The organism is Kocuria sp. APC 4018 (genome assembly GCF_030407675.1).
GTDB classification, from domain to species: domain Bacteria; phylum Actinomycetota; class Actinomycetes; order Actinomycetales; family Micrococcaceae; genus Kocuria; species Kocuria rhizophila.
Window position 1 is genome coordinate 1 of record NZ_JASDCY010000029.1, and the last position, 19,006, is coordinate 19,006.

The 19,006-nt window shown below is 71.8% G+C and carries 18 protein-coding genes and 1 pseudogene; 15 read left to right on the forward strand and 4 right to left on the reverse strand.

Annotated features, from left to right (window positions below; all coding sequences use genetic code 11):
* The 4 genes from QL985_RS06910 to QL985_RS06925 form a co-directional block, all read left to right on the forward strand.
* Positions 1-1,074, forward strand: a 1,074-nt coding sequence (locus QL985_RS06910; RefSeq protein WP_290147688.1) for an MFS transporter, incomplete at its 5' end; no start/stop codon positions are given.
* A 47-nt stretch (positions 1,075-1,121) separates the two neighbouring features.
* Positions 1,122-2,504, forward strand: coding sequence for a D-serine ammonia-lyase (locus QL985_RS06915; RefSeq protein ID WP_102613642.1), 1,383 nt, complete (start codon positions 1,122-1,124; stop codon positions 2,502-2,504).
* Positions 2,505-2,616: 112 nt separating this feature from the next.
* The gene (locus QL985_RS06920) at positions 2,617-3,282 is read left to right on the forward strand and encodes a TetR/AcrR family transcriptional regulator (RefSeq protein WP_257744353.1); all 666 of its coding nucleotides are present in this window, start codon (positions 2,617-2,619) and stop codon (positions 3,280-3,282) included.
* A 198-nt stretch (positions 3,283-3,480) separates the two neighbouring features.
* Positions 3,481-7,323, forward strand: a complete 3,843-nt coding sequence (locus QL985_RS06925) for an MMPL family transporter (RefSeq protein WP_290147689.1) — start codon at positions 3,481-3,483, stop codon at positions 7,321-7,323.
* Positions 7,324-7,390: 67 nt separating this feature from the next.
* On the opposite strand, the gene QL985_RS06930 is transcribed toward QL985_RS06925, so the two are convergent.
* On the reverse strand, positions 7,391-7,954 hold the full coding sequence (locus tag QL985_RS06930; RefSeq protein ID WP_259905649.1) for a hypothetical protein: 564 nt from the start codon (positions 7,952-7,954) through the stop codon (positions 7,391-7,393).
* 252 nt (positions 7,955-8,206) lie between these two features.
* Between QL985_RS06930 and QL985_RS06935 the strand changes: the two genes are divergently transcribed.
* Both QL985_RS06935 and QL985_RS06940 read left to right on the forward strand, forming a co-directional pair.
* Positions 8,207-8,869, forward strand: a complete 663-nt coding sequence (locus QL985_RS06935) for a CDP-alcohol phosphatidyltransferase family protein (protein WP_259905652.1) — start codon at positions 8,207-8,209, stop codon at positions 8,867-8,869.
* Between the two features lie 174 nt (positions 8,870-9,043).
* Positions 9,044-9,872, forward strand: a pseudogene (locus tag QL985_RS06940) (phosphatidate cytidylyltransferase).
* 90 nt (positions 9,873-9,962) lie between these two features.
* On the opposite strand, the gene QL985_RS06945 reads toward QL985_RS06940, so the two are convergent.
* Entirely contained in the window at positions 9,963-10,436 is a 474-nt protein-coding gene (locus tag QL985_RS06945; protein WP_039100717.1) for an Hsp20/alpha crystallin family protein, read from the reverse strand.
* Positions 10,437-10,714: 278 nt separating this feature from the next.
* Between QL985_RS06945 and QL985_RS06950 the strand changes: the two genes are divergently transcribed.
* On the forward strand, positions 10,715-11,134 hold the full coding sequence (locus QL985_RS06950) for a ChaB family protein (RefSeq protein WP_039100718.1): 420 nt from the start codon (positions 10,715-10,717) through the stop codon (positions 11,132-11,134).
* Positions 11,135-11,138: 4 nt separating this feature from the next.
* On the opposite strand, the gene QL985_RS06955 is transcribed toward QL985_RS06950, so the two are convergent.
* Positions 11,139-11,618, reverse strand: a complete 480-nt coding sequence (locus tag QL985_RS06955) for a GNAT family N-acetyltransferase (RefSeq protein WP_070637387.1) — start codon at positions 11,616-11,618, stop codon at positions 11,139-11,141.
* 61 nt (positions 11,619-11,679) lie between these two features.
* Here QL985_RS06955 and QL985_RS06960 point away from each other — a divergent pair, with 61 nt between their 5' ends.
* The 4 genes from QL985_RS06960 to QL985_RS06975 all read left to right on the forward strand — a co-directional run bounded on the left by QL985_RS06960 (position 11,680) and on the right by QL985_RS06975 (position 16,066).
* Positions 11,680-12,642, forward strand: coding sequence for a PfkB family carbohydrate kinase (locus tag QL985_RS06960; RefSeq protein WP_039100720.1), 963 nt, complete (start codon positions 11,680-11,682; stop codon positions 12,640-12,642).
* 63 nt (positions 12,643-12,705) lie between these two features.
* A complete protein-coding gene (locus tag QL985_RS06965) occupies positions 12,706-13,590 on the forward strand; it encodes a 5'/3'-nucleotidase SurE (protein WP_259905656.1) in 885 nt (294 codons plus the stop codon).
* A gap of 211 nt (positions 13,591-13,801) precedes the next feature.
* Positions 13,802-15,469, forward strand: coding sequence for an MFS transporter (locus tag QL985_RS06970; protein WP_259905658.1), 1,668 nt, complete (start codon positions 13,802-13,804; stop codon positions 15,467-15,469).
* A gap of 282 nt (positions 15,470-15,751) precedes the next feature.
* Positions 15,752-16,066 (forward strand): hypothetical protein, encoded by a 315-nt coding sequence (locus QL985_RS06975; RefSeq protein WP_101888120.1) that lies wholly within the window; start codon positions 15,752-15,754, stop codon positions 16,064-16,066.
* Here the strand turns inward: QL985_RS06975 and QL985_RS06980 are convergent.
* Positions 16,063-16,548 (reverse strand): NUDIX domain-containing protein, encoded by a 486-nt coding sequence (locus QL985_RS06980; RefSeq protein WP_259905660.1) that lies wholly within the window; start codon positions 16,546-16,548, stop codon positions 16,063-16,065. The two genes, QL985_RS06975 and QL985_RS06980, sit on opposite strands and share 4 nt — an antisense overlap.
* 23 nt (positions 16,549-16,571) lie before the next feature.
* On the opposite strand from QL985_RS06980, the gene QL985_RS06985 reads away from it, so the two are divergent.
* The 4 genes from QL985_RS06985 (at position 16,572) to QL985_RS07000 (ending at position 18,959) form a co-directional block, all read left to right on the forward strand.
* On the forward strand, positions 16,572-17,585 hold the full coding sequence (locus tag QL985_RS06985; RefSeq protein WP_094393325.1) for a nitronate monooxygenase: 1,014 nt from the start codon (positions 16,572-16,574) through the stop codon (positions 17,583-17,585).
* Positions 17,586-17,683: 98 nt separating this feature from the next.
* Complete coding sequence (locus QL985_RS06990; RefSeq protein WP_102613632.1) at positions 17,684-18,223, forward strand: TetR family transcriptional regulator; 540 nt, start codon at positions 17,684-17,686, stop codon at positions 18,221-18,223.
* Positions 18,220-18,633 (forward strand): SMR family transporter, encoded by a 414-nt coding sequence (locus tag QL985_RS06995; protein ID WP_058954935.1) that lies wholly within the window; start codon positions 18,220-18,222, stop codon positions 18,631-18,633. Before QL985_RS06990 ends, QL985_RS06995 begins: the two co-directional genes overlap by 4 nt.
* Complete coding sequence (locus QL985_RS07000; RefSeq protein ID WP_102613631.1) at positions 18,630-18,959, forward strand: SMR family transporter; 330 nt, start codon at positions 18,630-18,632, stop codon at positions 18,957-18,959. Before QL985_RS06995 ends, QL985_RS07000 begins: the two co-directional genes overlap by 4 nt.
* Positions 18,960-19,006: the final 47 nt, after the last annotated feature.

Below are 19,006 nucleotides of genomic sequence, written 5' to 3' on the forward strand. Positions count from 1 at the left end.
CTCGCCGGTCTCACCGTGGCCGCCACGGGCCTGGGCTCCGCGGTGGGGGCTCCGCTGCTGGGTCGGATGGTCGACCGCTTCGGACCGTTGCCCGTGGTCGTGTCCGCCACCCTGGTGCAGCTGCTCGGCATGAGTGCCCTGCTGAGCGTGGTGCTGCTCGAGGCGCCCTCCTCCCTGGTGCTCGTGGCCGGGGCCGTCATCGGCGCCGCGAATCCGCAGATCGGCGCCATCGCGAGGGCGCGCTGGTCGGCGCTCGCGCGGCGTCGTGGCACGCCCGGGCTGGTGAGCAAGGCCCTGGGCTACGAAACCGCGTGCGACGAGGTGGGTTTTGTCCTGGGCCCCGTGATCGCGGGCGTGCTGGTGGGGGTGCTGGGTCCGAATCCTGCCCTCGTGGTGCTCATGGTGTGGGTGCTGCTCGGTCAGGGGTGCTTCATCGTCTACCTCGCGCAGCGTCGCAACCTGACCCTGGACACCCGCTCGATCGAGGTCACGGACGGCTCCGCCCCACGGATCCGCTGGGCCGCCGTGCTGCCGCCGATGCTCGCGTGCCTGTGCGTGGGCACCGTGTTCGGGTCCACGCAGACCGCGCTCACGGCCATCAACGCCGAGCGCGGCACGGAGGCGTACACCGGACTGATCTACGGCTGCATGGGCGTGGGCAGTGCGCTCGCGAGCCTGCTGGTGTCCCGTCTGCCGTCCCGTGTGCCCCTGTCGGTGCGCGTGGCGTGCGGGGCGCTCCTCGTGGGGGTCATGGCCGTGCTGCTGATGAGCGTCCCGGGGCCGGTGGCGCTCTCGGTCCTCTTCGCGGCCACGGGCCTCGGTGTGGGCACTCTGCTGGTCAGCTCCTACACCCGGGGCGAGGAGGTTGCGCCCTCGCACCGCATGGCCAGTGTGATGACCATGCTCACCACGTGCATCGTCCTGGGGGTCTCGTTCGGCTCCGCGATGGGCGGGCTCCTGTCCGCGGTGCCCGAACGCGGCTTCGTGCTCACCCTGGGGGCGGGCGTCGCGGGTCTGGTGGCGGCGGTGGCCATGCACGTCACCCGCCCGGGGAGCACGCGCCGGGTGGTGTGAGGCGGCCCCTGGTGGTCCCCTTCCCCTGACGGCGCCATGATGGACGCATGACAGCACAGCGTCCCGACCCGCGCCCCGCATCCCTGCCCCCGGCTCGGGAGGGCGCCGTCCCCGGCGGTCTCCTCGGAGATCCGCTGGCCGCGCGCCTGGCCCGGGAAGAGCCCCTGACCTGGTGGAATCCCGCCGCGACGGACGCCGCGCAGGGGCTCTCGGCGTCCCGCGTGGACCCCGCGATCGTCGACGACGCCGCCGCGCGCCTCGAGCGCTTCCGCCCCTGGATCGCGGCGACCTTCCCGGACACCGCCGCAGCGGGCGGGCTCATCGAGTCGCCACTGCAGGAGGCCACGGCCTGGCAGAACGCCGCCGGGGTGCGGAGCGGGCGGGTGCTGCTCAAGCGGGATGACATCCTCCCGGTCAGCGGCTCCGTCAAGGCGCGCGGAGGAGTGCACGAGGTGCTGCAGTACGCGGAATCGCTGGCCGTGGCGCACGGCCTCCTGCCGGACTCGACAACGCGCCCGGATGCGGACAAGGACTACACGGCGTTCAGCAGGGCACCGTTGCGCGCCCTCATGACCGAGCACCGCGTGGTGGTGGGCTCCACCGGCAACCTGGGACTGTCCATCGGGATCATCTCCGCCGCCCTCGGACTGCAGGCCACGGTGCACATGTCCACCCACGCCCAGCAGTGGAAGAAGGACCTGCTGCGCTCGCGGGGCGTGGAGGTGGTGGAGCACAGCACGGACTACACGGAGGCCGTGGCGGCGGGTCGCCGGGCGGCGGAGCAAGACGACGCGGTGCACTTCGTGGACGACGAGCACTCCCTGAGCCTGTTTGCCGGGTACGCCGTGGCCGGCGCGCGCGTGGCACGTCAGCTCACGGACCAGGGCATCGCCGTGGATCAGGACCATCCCCTCTACGTGTACCTGCCGTGCGGGATCGGAGGGGCTCCCGGCGGGGTGGGCTACGGTCTGGCGCGGGAGTTCGGGGATGCGGTGCGCTGCGTGTTCGTAGAGCCCACCCAGGCGCCGTGCATGCTCCTGGGGCTGCACACGGGACTCCACGACGGCATCTCCGTGGCGGAGCTCGGACTCACCACCCGCACGGTCGCGGACGGTCTGGCCGTGGGTCGTCCCTCGGGCTTCGTGGGCCGTGCCATGCAGGGCCTGATCGCGGGCTGCGTCACGGCGTCGGACGAGCAGATGACGGGCCAGGTCAAGGCCTTGCATGCCTCGGAGGGCATAGTCGTGGAGCCGTCCGCGGCCTCGGCCCTGGAGGCCATCCGCCGAGTTGCGGGGGAAGCGGCCGCTCGGGAGGGTGGCGGACCTCGTTCGAGCGTGGAAAGTCGCGTTCCAGAGGGAGCCACCCACCTCGCGTGGCTCACCGGTGGCGGCATGCTCCCCGCGGACGTGAGGGCGCGCTACCTGGGCTGAGGCGGCGTCGCGGATGCAGCGAAGGCATGGGGGTGGCGCCTCTGGCCAAGGGGCGTGAGACCCTCCGCACAACAAGGTGCACTCCGTGCAATGACTGCCGTACGATGGCCCCGTGACACCCCAGCTGATCTCCGGATGCCGTGAACGGCGCGCAGCGGAGCCCAAGGACAAGCGCGAGGCCATCAGGCTGCGCAACCGCCGGGCCATCATCGCCGCGGCGGGGGAGCTCACGGCGGAGCTGGGCACCGAGGGTGTGAGCGTCAACGGTCTGGCAGAACTCGCCGGAGTGTCACGCAGGACCACCTTCAACCACTTCCCCTCGGCCCAGGACGCCGCCTTCGAGTACCTCTCGGAGCTGGTGACCGAGCTGATCGACACCGTGCTGGACGACCTCCCGGAGCCCACCGAACCGGAGACCGCATCGCTCGGTGAGGTCTACCGGCAGCTGATCGGAGCGCTGCGCGCCCGCGTGCTCATCGGGGACCTCCAGCCGGTGTTCTCCGTGGACGTGCAGGAGACCCAGGCCGCCTCCCTGTGGGGCTACCGGGTGACCCGCACGGCGGTGGAGCGCCTGAACGAGGTGCTGCGGGAGCGTCTGCCGCAGTACACCCCGTTCCAGACGCACCTCGTGGCCACCACCCTCATCAACTCGCTCGCCGAGTGCCTGGACGAGTGGCTGGCCCGCACCGGCGGAGTCCTGGACGAGCGGGGGCGCCAGACCTGGGACGAGCTGCTGTCCACCGCCCTGGAGGTGCTGGGGAGGGGCTTCGACACCTGACGCCGCGGCGTCGTCCCCCGCCCGAGAACCACCGCAGCACCCGAGAACCACCGCAGCGGCAGAGAACCACCGCACCGAACGAGACCAGCGCACCGACCGGGACCACCCCGGACAGGCACCACCCGGGATCCGCAGCCGCCCCGCGCGGCGCTCCCGCCAGACACTTCACCGCACAGACGACTCAGTAGGAGAACTTCAGTGGCACGACTTCTGTACAGGCTGGGCAAGAGCTCGGCCGCTCACGCGTGGGCGGTGATCCTGGTGTGGCTCGCCGTCCTGGCGCTGGCCGTGGGTGGGGTGGCCGTCTCGGGGGTGCACCTGAGCAACGCCATCACGATCCCCGGGACCGAGACGCAGAACCTGGCGGACAAGCTGAAGGCGGAGATGCCGGAGGCCAACCAGGGGACGGGCCGGGTGGTGTTCTACACCGAGGACGGCTCGGAGTTCACCCAGGCCCAGAGGGACGGCATCGAGGACGCCCTGAAGGCCACGGAGGACGTCTCCGGGGTGGACTCCACCGTCAACCCGTTCGAGCGCCAGCAGCAGCTGGACGACGGCCGGCAGCAGCTCGAGGACGGCCGTCAGAAGCTGGAACAGGGCGAGAAGCAGATGGCCCAGCTGCAGAAGAGCCTGCCGCCCGGGGTGAGCCCGGAACAGGTGCTCAAGCAGCAGGGGATCGACCCGAACCAGCTGGAGCAGCAGAAGACCCAGCTCGAGCAGGGTGAGCAGAGCTACGAGCGCATGGGCGACTACCGCGTGGTCTCCGAGGACCAGAACTCCGCGATCAGCGTGGTCAACTTCACGCAGGAGCAGAACGCGGTGGAGGCGGACACCAAGACCGCCGTGATGGACGCCGTCCGCGCCCACCCGGTGGACGGCGTGGGTGTGGAGTTCTCCCAGGAGATCGCGCAGGACATCACCGCGCTGCTGGGCCCGTCCGAGATCATCGGCGTGGTCGTGGCCGGGCTGGTGCTGCTCATCATGCTGCGGGCCCTCGTGCCGGCCGCGCTCCCCGTGCTCACAGCACTGCTGGGCGTGGCCGTGGCCACCTGCATCACGCTCTCGTTCTCCGGTGCGGTGGACATGATGTCGGTGACGCCCATGCTCGGCGTGATGCTGGGCCTCGCGGTGGGCATCGACTACTCGCTGTTCGTGCTCAACCGGCACCGCCAGCAGCTGCGCCGCGGCGTGGAGGTGCGCGAGTCGATCGGTCTGGCCGTGGGGACCTCCGGCACCGCGGTGGTCTTCGCGGCGCTCACGGTGATGGTGGCCCTGGTGGCGCTGAACGTCACGGGCATCCCCTTCCTGGGGCTCATGGGCACTACGGCAGGACTGGCCGTGCTGGTGGCCCTGCTGCTGACCCTGACCCTCACCCCGGCGCTGCTCTCGCTGGCCGGGCGGCGGGTGCTGCCCAAGAAGCAGCGCAACGCCGCGCCGCACGAGGAGAGCATCGACGAGCACAACGTGCCCCTGCACCTGCGCCACCCGTGGATCACCACGCTGGCGTGCGCGGCCGTGCTGATCGTGCTGGCGATCCCCGCGCAGAGCATGCGCCTGGGTCTGCCGGACGCCTCCATCGAGGCCGAGGACAGCACGCAGTACAAGGCGTACCAGCGCATCGCGGAGGACTTCGGGGCCGGTGAGAACGGTCCCATCGCCGTCGTCGTGGACCTGCCCGAGGGCCTCAGCAAGGCCGAGGCGCAGGAGAAGATCAACGTGGTCTCGGACCAGCTGGCGGCCCAGGAGGACGTGGCCAACGTGCTGCCTGGCCAGCTCACGGACGACCGCACCACCGGCGTGATCCAGGTGATCCCGGAGTCCGGCCCGGCGGAGGCCGCCACCGAGGAGCTCGTGGGCAGCATCCGCGACCTCAACGGCGACCTGGAGTCCCAGGAGGACGTCCACGTGGGCGTGGCGGGCACCACCGCCGCGAACATCGACGTCTCCCAGCTGCTCGGCGAGAAGCTCCCGCTGTACCTCGGCGTGGTCATGCTCATCTCGCTGCTGCTGCTGCTCATGGTGTTCCGCTCCGTGCTGGTCCCCGTGATCGCCACCCTGGGCTTCCTGCTCTCGGTGCTGGCGTCCCTGGGCGCCGTGGTCGCGGTGTACCAGTGGGGCTGGGGCGGCGCCCTGTTCGGCGTGCACGATCCCGGGCCCATCCTGAGCTTCCTGCCCACCCTGATGGTCGGCATCCTGTTCGGCCTGGCCATGGACTACCAGCTGTTCCTGGTCTCCGGCATGCGCGAGGCCTACGTCCACGGGCACCCCGCGCGCCAGGCCGTGGTCCACGGCTTCCGCGCCGGGCGCTCCGTGGTCACGGCCGCGGCGATCATCATGATCTCCGTGTTCGCGGGCTTCATCTTCTCGGAGCTGTCCATGATCCGGCCCATCGGCTTCGCGCTCGCGGGCGGTGTGCTGCTGGACGCGTTCGTGGTGCGGATGCTGCTGATCCCCGCGGTCATGCGCCTGCTGGGCGAGAAGGCCTGGTGGCTGCCGCGCTGGCTGGACAAGATCCTGCCGCACGTGGACGTGGAGGGTGAGTCCCTGCTGCGCGAGACCGCCGCCTCCACCGCGGACGCAGCGGACCACGCGGACGACGACGCCGCACGCCACTCCCACGCCAGGGGTCGCCACCGCGCGGACTCGGCCCACCGCCACCGCGGTTCGGGTCAGCACACCGGGGCGGCCGTGGCCGGTGCGGCGGCAGGTGCAGCCGGGGTGGCCGCCCACCACCGCGGTTCTTCCGAGGAGGAGGCCGCGCGCGGGGAGGCGTCGAGTCACGACCGGTCCGCCGTCGGGGGTGGGCTCGGCCCGGGTGGCCGAACCGCCGCTGCCGAGGCTCCGGAAGGTGCCGGTGCCACCGTGGAGAACTCCGCCCCTGAGGGCCGGACATCCGGTGGGCCCTCGGCTGCCGCGGGGTCTGCGGCCGCGGCGGTCGGGGCCCGCCACGCGGCGTCGGGAGACCTGGACGTGCCGGAGGATGCCCGCCACGCGGCGTCGGCATCCCTGGGGGTGCCCGTGGCCGAGCGGACCGTGACCGAGCAGCACCGCGCGCGGCGCCACGGGCGTCACGCAGCGGACGTCCCGGGCCACGAGGCCCCGGGCGCTGACGGCCCTGCGGCCCGGGAGGGGACCCCGGAGGTGGTCCTCGTGCCCGCTGATCCCGCGCTGCGCGCGACCAACCAGGGTCTGCGGGTGCTTCCCGACGTGTGGGAGTCCGAGCAGAAGCTGCTGGCCTCGCTGGCGAGCCCCCGTGAGGAGGCCGCCCCGCACAAGTCCATGCACAAGCGGGCGACGTTCGAGAAGGTCATGGTGGCCGGGCGCCCGGTGGTCGTCGCACGTCCCAGGCCCGCCCTGGAGCGTGCGGCTGCGCCGGTGGTCATCCACTGGCACGGTGGGGCGTACGTGCACCCCATGACGGGGACGCACTGGCGGTGGATCGACGCCCTCATGCAGCGCACCGGGGCCACCGTGGTGGTGCCGGGCTACGGGCTCGCTCCGGATCACACGGTGGACGAGGCCCTGGCGCTCGCCGACGGCGTGTGGTCCCTGGCGCGGTCCCTGTCCCCGCGGGTCTTCCTCGCCGGTGACTCCGCCGGCGGTGGTCTGGCGGTCGCTCAGGCCATGCGGCTGCGCGAGGCCGGTGCCGAGCAGCCCGCAGGGCTCATCCTGGTGTCCCCGTGGGTCGATGCCACAGTGAGCAACCCGGAGATCGAGCAGTACCGCTCCGTGGACCACATGCTGGACACCGAGGGTCCGCGCGCGGCCGGCCGCTGGTGGGCCGGAACCCGCGAGGTCACGGACCCCATGGTGAGCCCCGCGTTCGGTGAGGTGCACGGCCTGCCGCGCACGTTCGTGCTGCAGGGGGACCGGGACATGCTGTTCCCGGACACCATGGAGTTCGTCACGGACCTGGTCCGTGCGGGCGTGGACACCACCACCGTGGTGTGCGAGGGCGGCCCCCACGTGTACGCCCTGATGGTGTGGTCCAAGCGGGCCACCGAGGACCTCGACCGGGTGGTGCGCTGGATGGGCCGCTGAGCGTCCCTCGCACCGGCTCAACGGGCCCCGGGTGCCGACCGTCCTGGTCGCCGCCCGGGGCCCGTTCTCATTTCCGGCCCACCGTGCGGAAGTACCACGCGTAGAACGCGGTCCACCCGGTGCCGAAGATCGCCCACCGCACCCGTTCGGGAGCGTCCGGCCAGAGCCGTCCGTGCAGGGCGGAGATCCCGCCGACCGCAGCCGTGACCACCACGAAGCGCGGGGCCCGCGCGGGCACGGACCACGCGAGGAACCGGTGCAGCGGATCACCGCGCAGCCCGGCGGTGCGGGCGTAGAGCTTGTAGGGGGTGCCCCGCAGCGGCCCCAGGAGCACGGCCGTGAACCCGCGGGCGGCCATGTCCCGTTCCACCCGCGCGACCATCGCGGAGGAGACCGCGGGGATCCGGGCGAGCATCCGCGCCGAGTCGTCACCGGGAACACGGGCACCCCAGCGGTGCATCACGGCGCCGCCCACCAGGGCACCCGCGGTGGCCGACGCCGCGCATGCGAGTCCGCGGGGCAGGTTCCGGAGGGCAGCTGCGGAGAGCCACACGTCCGGGACCACGAAGAACGCGGTGGCCTCCGCGAAGCCCCAGGCACCGGCCACGGCGTGGTCACGCAGCACACTCACCGGGCTCCACCACCCCGGGGTGGGCGCGGCGCGTGACGGCGGCTCCCGGTGTGGCACGCGGAGCGTCTCCGCAGGTCAGCCGTGGCCGGTGCGGGTTCCAGGGCCGCGTGGGCCCGTCCAGGGTTCTGCTGTGCACGGTGGTCTCCCGGTGGTCTCGAGGCGGCGCGGTTGTGGACATCCAACCACCACGGGGCCGCGGGTGTGCCACTGTTGGCGCAGATCCACAGTCCCCACGGCCCGAGGAGACGCCGCATGGCCACCACCGATCCCCTGCGCAGGCCCATCCCGCAGCGTTCCGCCGGGTGGGCCACCGCCATCGCGGGCGCCCTCCAGCGCGCGGGCCTGCGCCCCAACCACATCTCGGTGGCCTCGGTGCTCGTCTCCCTGGTGGGCTGCGGGTGCCTGGTGGTCTCGGTCCACGCCGACGACGTCGCCCGCGCCCTCGCGCTCGTCCTCGCCGCGCTCTACATCCCCCTGCGTCTGCTGTGCAACATGTTCGACGGGATGCTCGCCGTGGAGGGCGGGCTGCGCACCCCCACGGGGGAGCTCTACAACGAGGTGCCGGACCGGATCTCGGACCTGGCGCTGCTCGCGGGGGCCGGCTGGGCGGCGTCGTCGGTGGCGGGAGGGGCCGCGCTGGGGTGGCTGGCCGGGAGCCTCGCGGTGCTCACCGCCTACGTGCGGACCCTGGGTGTGAGCGCGGGGTGCGCGCAGCAGTTCGGCGGGGTGCTGCCCAAACAGCGGCGCATGTGGCTGCTCGTGGCGGGGATCCTGCTGAGCGCCACCGAGCCGTGGTGGGGGTGGCCGCGCGGGAGCGTCCTGTGGGTCACGCTCGTGCTCGTGGTGCTGGGGTGCGCGCTGACCGTGGCCACCCGGCTGCGGGCCGTGGCGCGCGAACTGCGGGAGAAGGGGTAGGCCGCCATGGAGATCGGACTGCTGGGCGGGCCCACGTGGTGGTTCCTCGCCGGGCTGCTGGGGTTCCTGGTGCTCGCCACCGTGGTGGCGGAGCTGATGTACCGGCGCACGGCGTCGGAAGGGCTGCGGGCCACGCTGCTGAACGTGCGGCAGCGGATCTTCGCGTGGTGGATCATGGTGGCGGTGCTCGTGGGCAGCCTGGCACTGGGGGAGACCGCGGTGGTGCTGCTGTTCCTCGCCCTGTCCCTGCTGGCCCTGCGGGAGTTCGCCAACCTGCTGCCGCCCGGGGAACGGGACCGGAGGGTGCTGAGCTGGATCATGGTGGTTCTCGCCCCCGCTGCACTTCTGGTTCGTGTGGGAGCACTGGTACGGGATGTTCGCCATCTTCATCCCGGTGTACGCGTTCCTGTTCCTGCCCGTGCTGCTCGCGCTGTCCGGGCGCACGGAGTCCTTCCTGCACCGGGCCGCACTGAGCCAGTGGGGGCTCATGGTGTGCGTCTACGCCCTGAGCTACCTCCCGGCCGTGCTGCAGCTGCCCGTGGCCATCCATGAGGGCAAGGCCGCGGCGGACGGCTCCGCCGTGGGCTCCGGTGGCGTGGAGGCGGGCGCGCTGCTGCTGTTCCTCGCCGTGGTGGTGCAGGGTTCGGACGTCCTGCAGTACCTGTGGGGCAAGACCGTGGGCCGGCACCGGATCGCGCCCACCGTGAGCCCGAACAAGACGTGGGAGGGCTTCGTGGGCGGGGTGCTCTCCGCCACGGCTCTGGGGGCGGCGCTGTGGTGGCTGACCCCGTTCACCCCGTGGCAGGCCGGGGTGCTGGCCCTGGTGTCCTGCCTGCTGGGTTTCGTGGGCGGGCTCGTGATGAGCAGCCTCAAACGGGACCGCGGCATCAAGGACTTCGGGGCGCTCATCCCGGGCCACGGCGGGATCCTGGACCGGATGGACTCCCTGGTCTTCGCGGCACCGGTGTTCTTCCACCTGACCCGGTTCTTCTTCGCGGGGTGAGTCCCAGGCCCCCGCGCGTGACCGAGGGCCCACGGGATCTCCCGCGGGCCCTCGTGGCTCACTCAGTGCGTGCCGGCTGGCGCCGGGCGGTCAGCTCTCGGAGTCCTCGCCGGACTCGGCCTGCTGCTCCTGCTGGCCGTTCTCCAGCACCACGTTGTCCTGGTTCTGGCCCGTGGCCACCTGGATCTTGCGCGGCTGGGACTTGGGGGACACGGGGATGGTCACGGTCAGCACGCCGTTGTCGTACGCGGCGGTGATGTTCTCCGTGTCGATGCCCTGGCCCAGGTTCAGCTGGCGCACGAAGGAGTGGTTGCGGCGCTCGCGCACGATCCACTTGGTGTCCTTCTCCGCGGAGGGCAGGCGGCGCTGCGCGCGGATGGTCAGCAGCTGGCCGTCCACGTCCACGTCCACGCTGGTGGGGTCGATGCCCGGGAGGTCCGCGGCGAGGTAGTAGTTGGAGCCCCGGCGGAAGAGGTCCATGGGCATCTGCTCCAGGCCGTTGCGGGTGGAGAGGACCTGGTTGGCGAAGTTCTGGACCTCGGAGAACGGATCGAAGGTTGCCATGACTGTTGTTCCTTTCCTGTGCGACTCGTCCGTGGTGCGCCCCGGAGCCCCCGTGAAACCGGTGGACGAGGAGCCGTCACGTTCCTTGAGTACCCCTGACTCAACTGCTCATAAATTAGCACTCTTCCCGGCAAGGTGCCAAGGGTTGGGGCATCAAAGTTGAGTGGATTCAGCTCAAGGCGCACACGGGCCACGTCGGGCCCGAAAGGGTGGGGCGGGCGGCGTCGTCGTTCCTAGAATCGAAGCACCAGAGACGTTCCCAACAGCAGGAGGACACCGTGCCCAAGGCGGGGAAGAACGGTCGCGCACGTCAGGACGAGATTCCGTCCACGCTGCGGCGCTCGGACGAGAAGGCGCAGGACACGTTCGCGCAGGCGTACGACTCTGCGGAGGACGAGTACCACGACGAGTCCCGCGCGGCCCGCACCGCGTGGGCCGCGGTGAAGCACACCCACGAGAAGGTGGGGGACCACTGGGAGCCCAAGGAGGAGAACGGCCCGTCGGACGCCAGCGCGGAGCAGGGCGGGCTCAACTCCGAGGACACCGCCGGGGGAGTGGATGCGAACGCCTCCAAAGAGCACCTCTACGGGATCGCTCAGGAACTGGACGTGCAGGGTCGCTCGGACATGACCAAGGACGAGCTGGTGGAGGCCATCGAGAAGGCGAACGACAAGAGGACGCGGGACGCGCGGGACTGAGGCCCTACAGCACCCGCCCCAGGAACACCGAGGCGGTGGTGTCCCGGTGGAAGGGCTCCACGGGCTCGTAGCCGCGGTTGCGGAACATCGCGATGCCCTCGGTCATCTCCGGGTTCAGGGAGACCACGGCCGTGCTGGCACCGAAGGAGCGCACCTTGTTCTCGAGGGCTCGGACCAGGGTGCGGGCGTGGCCCCTGCCGCGGTGCTCCGGGGTGACCCAGATCCGGCGCAGCTCCACGCGCTCGTCGTCGATCCGCCGGACCGCTCCGCAGGCGATCACGGCTCCTGTGACCAGGTCCGTCATGAGGAAGAAGTCCCCGTGGGGAGGCGTCACGTCCTCCGGGCCGGAGACCTCGGTGAGCTCGGGGTCGAACCCGCCGTCGATCCGGTGGTCCAGTTCGCTGAAGTACGCGCTCAGGGCCTGCAGGGTGTGCTCGCTGGCGGCCTGACCCTCCACGATGCGGACCGGTGCGGTGGAATTCATCCCACCATGGTGGCACCTCCATGTGCTGTTCACCAGGGATGGTGTGATGTAGCTTTCGTTCGTGACCGAGACCCGCTCCGGCGCCGCGCCGCGCCTGTCCATCCTGGTTCCCACGCCGCTGCTGATCACGGAGATCACGGAGCCGGCGGCGAACCGCAACCGCAGCCCCCACGAGTCGGACGTGCACATGCACCCCGGCGGTCAGGGCCTGTGGGTGGCCCGCATGGCCGGTTCCCTGGGCGCGGACGTCTCCGTGAACGGTCCCTTCGGTGGTGAGCTGGGCACCCTGATCCGCTCCATGCTGGACGGGCTCGGGATGCAGGTCAACGCCGTGCGCTACGGGTACGGCAACGGCGGCTACGTGTACGACCTGCGCGGTGAGGACCGGGAGACCGTGGCCCACATGCCGCCGCCCGAGCTCTCCCGCCACGAGCTGGACGACCTCTACGGCACCGCGTTCGTGGACGCCCTGGCCTCGGACGTCCTCACGGTCACGGGCGCGGAACCCGGGGACGTGCTGCCGGCGTCGTTCTTCGGCCGGCTCATCCGGGACACCCGGGACGCGGGGACCACCGTGGTCGCGGACCTGAGCGGCGCTCCTGCGCTGGCCGCCGTGGACGCCCACGTGGACGTGCTCAAGATCAGCCACGAGGAGGTCCGGGACCTGGACCTCGGCTCGGACGACACCCCCGAGTCCCTCGTGGACGCCGGCCGGGCGCTCGTGGAACGAGGCGCGGGCGCCGTCGTGGTCTCGCGTGCCAAGGACCCGGCGCTGCTCGTGGAGAAGGACACCGTGCGGGAGGTCTCGGCGCCGTCCATCACGCCGCTGGACCACCGCGGGGCGGGGGACTCCATGACCGCGGGCATCTCCGTGGGGCTGGCCCGTGGGCTGGACCTGGTGGACGCCGTGGCCCTGGGTGCCTCGGCGGGAGCGCTGAACGTGGCCCGCCGCGGGCTCGGCACCGGCAACCGCACGACCATCGAGAAGTTTGCCCGCCAGATCACGGTGCGCACCCTCTCCTGACGGGCCTGGTCACAGGGGACGCCACCCTGGTCCGGGCCCGGGCCGCGTGCCACCATGGACCCCATGCACATCCTGGTGACCAACGACGACGGCATCTCGTCCCCGGGACTGTCGGTGCTCGCGCAGGCCGCGCTGGACCGCGGGCACAGTGTCAAGGTGGCCGCCCCCGCCGAGGAGTACTCGGGCGCCAGCTCGTCCCTGTCCGGCGAGGAGATCGACGGGCGGATCGCCCTGGTCCCCGCGGACCCGCCCCGGATGCCCGAGGGCGTGGAGTGCGTGGGGGTGAAGGCCGCCCCCGCGCTGATCGCGTTCCTGGCCTCCTACGGGGCCTTCGGCCAGCGCCCGGACATGATCCTCTCCGGCGTGAACCTGGGGGCGAACACGGGCAAGGCCACCCTGCACTCGGGCACCGTGGGTGCGGTCCTCACGGGCGCGTCCCACGGCATCCCGGGGATCGCGGTGTCCATCACCTCCGGCGCACCCCAGCACTGGGACACCGCCCTGCTGGTCACCCGCTACGCCCTGGAGTGCTGGGAGCAGCGCCCGTTCGACGAGTGGATCCTCAACGTCAACGTCCCGGACGTGTCCCCGGACCGGTTGCGCGGGCTGAAACCCGCCCGGCTCGCGAGCTTCGGAGCGGTCCAGGCGCAGATCGGGCGCGGGGACGAGAAGCACATCGCGGTGACCTACAGCGCGGAGACAGGCCCCGAGGAACCCGAGAGCGACCACTACCTCCTCACCCACGGCTGGGCCACCGCCACGCTGCTGCGCGCCCCCGTGGACGACACCCACCAGGACGCCCACGCCGTGCCGCGCCAGGAGCTGGGGATTGCGGGGCCCACGCCGTTCTGGGACGTCACCCTCCCGGGCCTCACGGACGACGACGCCGCCGCACCCGGTCCCGGCGACGTCACCGTGGACTCCGCCACGGTCATGCGCCGAACCTGACGTCCCGCCTCCGGTGGGAGGCGTGCACACGACGATCATGACGTCCGCCACCGGTCCCTGCACGTTCACACGGTGAGCGGATAGTCTTCCCGCGAGAACACTCGCCCATCTCAGCCGGCCGCCAGCCGGAGCCAGGGTGGGAACGGACCCCCTGCCCCGGTGGAGCACGGGCGGTCGCGGACCGAGAACCAGCACGAAGCGGAGGCCCCCCATGGCGTCGACACCAGCGGCGGGCACGCACCCCAGCGGCGTCGAGACCGTGGACGCCCCGAGCCGCAAGGACTGGATCGCGCTCGCGGCGCTCGCCGCCGGGCTCGGGATGATCGTGCTGGACGGCACGATCGTGGGTGTAGCCCTGCCCGCGATCATCCAGGACCTGGGGCTGAACCTCACGGACGCGCAGTGGGTCAACAGCCTCTACGCGGTGCTGCTCGCGGCCCTGCTGCTGTCCACGGGCAAGCTCGCGGACCGCTGGGGGCGCAAGACCATGTTCATGGTGGGGCTCGTGGTCTTCGCCGGGGGCAGTCTGCTGGCCGCGCTGTCCGGCACGGCGGGGGCGCTCATCGCGTCCCGCGCGGTGCAGGCGCTCGGGGCGGCGTTCATCATGCCGTCCACGCTGTCCACCGTGAACGCGCTGTTCCGCGGCAGGTACCGCGGCCCGGCCTTCGGGGTGTGGGGTGCGGTGATGTCCGGCGCCGCGGCGATCGGCCCGCTGGTGGGCGGCGCGCTGACCCACTGGGCGTCCTGGCACTGGATCTTCCTGGTGAACCTGCCGCTCGCCGCGGTCATCGCGGTGGTGGGGTGGACGAGCATCACCAACACCCGCAGCGACGTGCGGGCGCGCGGCGCGGACGTGGACGGGGCCATGCTCAGCGCCATTGCGTTCGGCGCGCTGGTGTTCGCGATCATCGAGGGCCCGGCCATCGGCTGGCTCACCCCCACGGCCGACTTCTCGATCTTCGGGTGGGTGTGGCCCGCCACGGCGCCGGTGTCCATCGTGGCGATCGCCCTGGTGGTGGGCTTCGTGGCCCTCGGCCTGTTCATCGTGTGGGAGCGCCACCGCGCGAAGGTGCGCCGCTCGGCGCTGCTGGACCTGAACCTGTTCCAGGTGCGCACGTTCTCCTGGGGCAACCTGGCGGCCGCCATGGTGGCCGTGGGCGAGTTCGCGATCATCTTCGTGCTGCCGCTGTACCTGACCAACGTGCTGGGCCTGGACATCATGCAGTCCGGCCTGGTGCTCGCCGCCATGGCCATCGGCGCGTTCATCTCGGGCGCGTCCGCCCGGCACCTGGCCGCGCGGTTCGGCGCTCCCGGGACCGTGCTTATCGGCCTGGGACTGGAGGTCCTGGGCGTCGCCGTGCTCGCGCTGGCGATGGGGCCCAGCACCTCTGTGTGGCTCATCGCCCTGCCGCTCGTCGTCTACGGCGTGGGGCTCGGCCTGGCCTCCGCGCAGCTGACGGGGACTGTCCTGCGAGACGTGCCCGTGGCGTCGTCGGGCCAGGCGTCCGCCACGCAGAGCACCGTCCGCCAGATCGGCTCGGCGCTGGGCACAGCATTCGCGGGCGCGGCGCTGTCCGTGTCCATGAGCCTCACTCTGCCCGCCGCACTGGACGCCACCGGGCTCGACGCCGCCCAGGCGGGCCAGCTCGCGGACGCCACCCGCCAGTCTGCGGGCGGCATGATCCCGCAGCTGCAGGGCCAGGCCGCGCAGCAGCTCCTGGGCCCGGAGACGCAGCACGTGATCGACGCCCTCTCCACCGGTTTCACGCACGCCACCCAGTGGGCGCTCGTGATCTCCACCGGGTTCATCCTGCTCGGCTTCCTGGGCGCGCTGCAGGTCCGCCGGGCGGCGCGGAAGGGCGAGACGCCCGCGGCCTGACCGCCTCCCACGGGGTCGCTTCCGAAGCCTCTCGCGCCGCCGTGGGGTCCTCGTGGGCGCCGACGACGCCGCACGGCCGGCCCTGCGCGTCGTCTCACCCCGGTCGCGCGGCGGGGGAGAGTGGCCGGATGGTCATTGTCCGGGCCTGCGCTGTCTGAGACGGTGGAAGACCGGGAGATTCCCGGTGGAACGACCGGAGCGGGTGAAGCAGTGATGTCCACGAGCGAACCGAAAGCCTTCGAGGCACAAGGCCTCGGGCGGGTCTCCGCGAGAGGGGCCTCAGTGGACGCCTCCAAAAAGGCCCAGTCCCGGCGGCAGGAGATCCTGAAGGCGGATCCGTACTTTCCCCACACAGTGTGGCGGGCCGTTGTGACGTGGCTGCTCTACTTCTTTGTCTTCCTGGGATTCGCGGCACTTCTCACCCTGATCGTTCCGGACCGCGAGTTCGGGTGGTACTACGCGGCGTACACCGCCGTGTTTGCCACGATCAGCACCGTCATTCAGTTCTTGAGCCGCAAGGCTCGCGTGCGGATGTTGGAGAACACGGACCAGATCTCGCGTCCGCACGAGACCCGGGGCAATCCGCAGATCGGCTAGGACCCCATCCCCCGCACCGCCGGCAGCGCATACCAGCGCGCCAGCGGGGCGAGATCCTCGACGTCCTCCACGCCGTCCAGGGATTGCCACCGCAGCTCCTCGATCTCCGCGGCCGGCACCGGAGTCTGCGTCAGCGCCACGGTGCTCATGAACACGTGGCTGTGCAGCCCGTGACCGGGTTCGTTGGCGGCGTCGCTGTGCCACTCGCCCACCGGCACGAGGTCCGCGGCGGACAGTTCGATCCCCAGTTCCTCGCGCACCTCGCGGATCCCGGTCTCCTCGGGGCTCTCGCCCGCCTCCGGTTTCCCGCCGGGGAACATGAACATGCTGGTCCCGCGCTTGCGCACGGTCAGCACGCAGCCGTCCGAGGCGCGGCGCAGGACCACGCCGGTGACCTTGATGACGGGGCGGGCGTCGTCGTCGTTCCCGGAGGGGGAGGAGGACGGAACGGGGGCCTGGCGGGGATCATGGAATGCGGACACGCCTGCCAGTGTAAGGAGACACCATGACCAACCCCCTGACCACCCTGCCCGTGCCCGTGGTGCAGGCGCCCATGGCGGGCGGGCCGTCCACGCCCGCGCTCGCGGTGGCCGTCGCGCGGGCCGGTGGGCTGGGCATGCTCGCCGCCGGGTACAAGAGCACCGAGGCGATGGCGGAGGAGGCCCGCGAGGTTGCGGCGCACACGGACCGCTTCGGCGTGAACCTGTTCGTCCCTGAGCGGGACCCGTCGGACCCCGCGGCGCTCGCCGCCTACGCCCGCGCCCTGGCGCCGGTGGCCGCCGAGCTGGGCGTGCCCGCCCCGGAGCCGGGCGCGTACGTGGACGACGAGTACCCCGCGAAACTCGACCACCTCACGGTCCACCCCGTCCCGCTCGTCTCGTTCACGTTTGGCCTGCCCACCGCGGACGACGTCGCCCGGTTGCGGAACGCGGGCAGCGCCGTCGTGCTCAACGCGACCTCCCCGGACGAGGTGACGGCCGCGGCCCGGCTGCGCCCGGACGCGATCGTGGTGCAGGGCGTCGAGGCGGGAGGGCACCGCGCAACCCACGGGCAGGCAGGGCAGCCGGAGGAGACCACCACGGCCGCTCTCCTCGACGCCGCACGGGAGCTGACCGACCTTCCCCTCGTTGCCGCGGGCGGGATCGCGGGCCGGGACGACGCCGCCGCCCTCCTCGCGCGGGGTGCTGCGGCCGTGCAGGTGGGCACGCTGTTCCTCACTGCGGTGGAGGCCGGCACCAAGCCCGCTCACCGGGAGGTCCTGCTGGACGGCACCCACACGGAGACCCTGGTGACCCGCGCGTTCTCCGGGCGGGCGGCCCGAGCGCTGCGCAACGGCTTCACCGACCGGATGGCGGCGCACGAGGTGACCGGCTACCCCCAGGTGCACTACATGACCGCACCAATGCGGGCGGCGTCGTCCGCGGACCCCGAGGGGCTGAACCTGTGGGCGGGCACGGGCGCGGCGGCCTGCCGGGAGACCAGGGCGGCGGAGGTCGTGGAGCTGTTCCGGGGGCTGTGAACGGGTCTCAGCACACGCCGATCGACCGTCTGCGCCACCTGACCTGACTGAACGCCGCGCGAACTTTTACCTACCATACGTATGGTAGGCTCACCGCTGTGACAACCAAGACCGAGATCCTGGACAGCGCGCTGGAGGTGCTGCGCTCCGGGGGCGCCCTCACCATCGATGCCGTGGCCCGTGCCGTCGGCATCACCAAACCCGGGGTGGTGCACCACTTCCCCACCAAGGACAGGCTCTCCATGGCCGTGGTGGACCACCTGCTCGACCACTGGGAGACGGAGTTGATGCATCGCGCGGGACCAGACCCGGACGCCGTCACCCGCCTGCGCGCCTACGTGGAGTTCGCGCTGCTGAACGAGCTGGACCCGGCGGACCTCGCCGCCCTCGCAGACTCACGGCTGCGTCCCGAGCTTGCCGCCCGGTGGAGCGAGCGCATGAGCGTGTGGTTCGGGGACTCCGACCGCCCGAACATCGTGGCAGCCCGCCTGGTGGCGGACGGTGCGTGGATCGACCGCTGCCTCGGGATGCTGGATCTGGACGAGGACCACCGGCGCGCCGTCGTGGACGTGACCCTGGGCCTGGTGAGGGACGGCCTCACGGCCGAAGGCCTCGGGGCAGAGGGGGCGGACTCGTGAAGAAGTGGCTCTTCCTGGTCCTCGCGATCGGCTGCGAGGTGACCGGCTCGCTGTCCATGAAGGCCGCCGTGGAGTCGCCCGGCTTCTACGCCCTGGCCACGCTCGGCTACGTGGGCGCGTTCGTCTGCCTGTTCGTCTCGCTGCGCAACGGCATGAGTCTGGGCGTGGGCTACGGCATCTGGGGCGCCGCCGGGGTGGCCGCCACCGCAGTGATGTCCATGCTGATCTTCGGCGAGCCCATCACCCTGCTCATGGGCGTGGGTCTCGTGGCCGTCATGCTGGGCGTGCTGCTCGTGGAGGTCGGCTCACAGCTGGACAGGCGGGGCGGGGCGGACCAGAGCGGGGCGGACGACGGCCGGACGCCCGGGAGCATCCGCTCGACCCCCACCGCAACGGAGGCCACCCGATGACCGCGTTCCCGCTTCTGCTCCTCGCGCTGTCGATCCTCTCGGAGGTCACCGCCACGGTCTGCCTGCGCATGGCGAGCGCGGGCGGTGGGAGGTGGTGGATCGGTGTGGTGGCGGGCTACCTCACCGCCTTCACCCTGCTGGCGGCGGTGCTCGCCCAGGGCATGGCGCTCGGGGTGGCGTACGGCATCTGGGCCGCCGCCGGGGTGGCGCTGACGGCGGTGATCAGCCGTCTCGTCTTCAAGGAACCCCTCACGTGGGTCATGAGCCTGGGGCTGGTGCTGATCGTGGGCGGCGTGCTGCTCATCGAGACGGGCGCGGCCCACTGAAGGAGGTGGGCTCGGGCGCTACTGTGGGATCAGTCATCGGCCCGCAA